Annotated in this window: 1 protein-coding gene; it reads right to left on the bottom strand. The window is 72.0% G+C overall.

The annotated features are described in order from the left end of the window. The coding region (gene larC, locus B9G38_RS16620) for a nickel pincer cofactor biosynthesis protein LarC (RefSeq protein ID WP_143415585.1) at window positions 1–1,420 on the bottom strand (1,420 nt) is incomplete at its 3' end. Window positions 1,421–1,921: the final 501 nt, after the last annotated feature.

The raw sequence follows: 1,921 nt of genomic DNA on the forward strand, positions 1-1,921 counted from the left end.
CGCCCGACGGACGGCTCGGGCGTGACGGCCGCCGCGCCGGCGCGTCCTCGGCGGGCCGCTCCCGCGCCGCGGCGTCGGCGCGCCGGGGCACCTCCCGGATCGGGAGGCCCGTGGCGTCGGCGACCGCGGCCGCGTCGTCGTACTCCCCGCTGACGTCGTAGGTCTCCCCGTCGGTCGTCGAGGCGACCTTCACGCCGACCTCGTGGCCCGCGCCGTCGATCCGGAGCGTCGCCGTCTCGAACTCGCGCTCGGCGATCCAGCGGTGGGTCGCGCCCGACTGGCGCACGCCGAGCGTCCCCGTCTCGCGGGCGAGCCGCTCCGCGACCGCCTCGGCGTCCCCGGGCTTACAGATGACTTTCACGAGGTGGCCCGGGCGGGACTTCTTCATCGTCGTCGGAACGATCGTCACGTCTCGCGCGCCGGCGTCCGCGAGCGTCTGCTGAAGCCCGCCGAGGACCTCGGGGGCGGCGTCGTCGAGATTGGTCTCTAGGACGGCGATGTCGTCGCGAGCGAGCCCGCCGGTCCGGGTCCGCCCTCTGGCGGTCTCGCTCTCGGACCGCCCCCCGTCGCCGACCAGCGCGCGGAGGACGTTCGGGTGCGCCTCGAAGTCGGCGTCGCCCGCGCCGTAGCCCGCGCGCTCGACCGCCAGATCTGGGACCGCGTCGACGCCCTCGGCGATCGCCCCGAGGATCGCGGCGCCCGTGGGCGTGAGCAGTTCGCGGTCGATCGGCCCGCCGACGATCCGGAAGTCGGACCGGGTCGCGATCTCGGTCGTCGCCGGGGCCGGGATCGGATAGGTCCCGTGGCTCATCTCGACGGTGCCGCCGCCGGTCGCGACGGGCGTCGTGACCACGCGGTCCGGGTCGAGGTCGGCGAGCAGCAGCGCCGCGCCGACCACGTCGGCGATCGCGTCGTCCGCGCCCACCTCGTGGAAGTGGGTGTCATCGAGGTCGGTGCCGTGGACCGACGCCTCGGCGCGGCCGAGCAGTTCGAAGGCGTCGAGCGCGGTCGACTCGACCGCGTCGGGGAGCCCCATCGACTCGACGAGGTCGACCACCTCGCGGTAGGAGCGGTGGACGCCCGCGCCCTCGGCGTGGACGTCGTCTCCGGGAGAGTCCGCGTCGCCGTCGCGGCCATGCGCGTGACCGTGGTCGTGACTGTGGTCGTGGCCATGCGCGTGACCGTGGTCGTGACTGTGGTCTGCGTCGGTCTCGTCCGCATTGTCGCCCTCGCCGTCAACGAGGACGTCGACCGTGGTCGCGCGGATCCCGTTCTTCTCGGTTTCGCCGATCTCGTACCGGACGGGGAGCGCGTCGCTCACGGGGGCGAGAACGTCCGGGTCGGCGCCGGCCGCGATCAGCGCGGCGCAGACCATGTCGCCGGCGGCGCCGGTCCGACCGTCGAAGACGAGCGTTCGCATGGTGCGTCCGAGGCGACTGCCGGACAAATACCTCGGGATTGCCTCCGCCGAATCGGTCGGATATCCATTTATAAGTGCCCGGCCAGTGGCCGTTTACTACTTATAAATAAATAACGACGCTGCGCTGAACACCGCCGAAATCCCAGCCGCTCGTTTATAAGTAGCTGACCGCGGATCGACGGCGAACATCTCCAAAGCCCCAGCCGCGAGGACTCGATGCGCTCGCTGCGGTCCTCAGTCGCTCGTTTCACTCGCTCCCTGCGGTCCTTGCGTCGCGCGTCTTCGTCCTCGCGGCTGCCCCTTTGAGTCCCGCCCCGCACAGCACCGCAACCGCACCTCACGCCTCCCCAGCCTCGTCGCCGGACTACGTCCGGCTGCAAGCGAGAGCTTCGCTCTCGCCCTGTCAGTCGCCGTCGCTTCGCTCCGGCGACTGACTCCCTCGCGCGTGCTCCTCGCGGCCTCCGCTTCGCTCCGGCCGCTCGCAGGCACGCGCCACCGCAA

The sequence above is a fragment of the Halorubrum sp. SD612 genome (assembly GCF_002135005.1).